This window comes from Nocardia sp. 852002-20019_SCH5090214 (assembly GCF_001665865.1).
Lineage (GTDB): Bacteria > Actinomycetota > Actinomycetes > Mycobacteriales > Mycobacteriaceae > Nocardia > Nocardia nova.
In genome coordinates this window covers 1-842 of sequence record NZ_LZMK01000274.1, presented here as the reverse complement: position 1 = coordinate 842, position 842 = coordinate 1, and the positions used below count along the sequence as shown (strand labels likewise).

General features: G+C 70.0%; 1 protein-coding gene. It reads left to right on the top strand.

The genetic code is table 11. From position 1 onward, the window contains the following. Positions 1-513: 513 nt before the first annotated feature. Complete coding sequence (locus A5780_RS21565) at positions 514-801, top strand: hypothetical protein (protein ID WP_064908889.1); 288 nt, start codon at positions 514-516, stop codon at positions 799-801. The last annotated feature ends 41 nt before the right edge of the window (positions 802-842 follow it).

Below are 842 nucleotides of genomic sequence, written 5' to 3'. Positions count from 1 at the left end.
CTGCTGCTGCACCAGATCGGTGGTCTTCCGGTGCCTTTCCACGTCACCGGGTTTCCGCACTGAAGACACGACCGGGAGGCGACCATACGGCCAGGCTACAAGTTTCTTCCGGACGAAACTCCCCCTCTGACACGCCGTGGTGCAAGAGGTGTGACCGGAAAATGGGACCGGAAGGAAGGAGGTTGGGCAGGTGCGGTTGCCCCGCGCATCATGTGCCTCACCCGTCCCAACCGGAAACCACAAAGACAGGAAACATCGCACTGCGCTCAGGGGCTCTGCGGCTCGGCGGCCGTACCCCATTTCGGGTACCGGACCCGCACCCCGGTCCGACCGGGCTCCGGCCGGTGGCCATGGCGGGGGTTGCGGACGGCCCTATGCTGAGCGGTGCCGGGCCCGGCCAGGCAGATCGGAACTCTCGGGGCCGGGCCCGGACCAGAATCGTCGTCAGCCGCGGTTGCGGTGCTCGGTTCGGTCAGTTGCAGGAGGCTGCGAACGGATAGCACGGCGGGGCCGGTGAGCGCGCGCCGCGGCCGCGCCCGCCCGGGGCGCTACCGCAATCCGCACTTCCACGGCTATCACAGCACCTCGCCGACGCCGATCCTTGCCGTCCTCGGCGCGGTGGTGGGTGGTGTGGTCCTGCTGCTGGTGGTGCTGGCTCTCACCCACGCCCATCCCACCCGCACCGACGACACCGCGCCGGTGAGCACCGCGCCCGCGGTCGCGCCCCAGCAGGTGGCACCGGCACCGGCCGCGCCGCCGCCGGCACCGCCGTGCTATCCGTTCGCAGCCTCCTGCAACTGACCGAACCGAGCACCGCAACCGCGGCTGACGACGATTCTGGT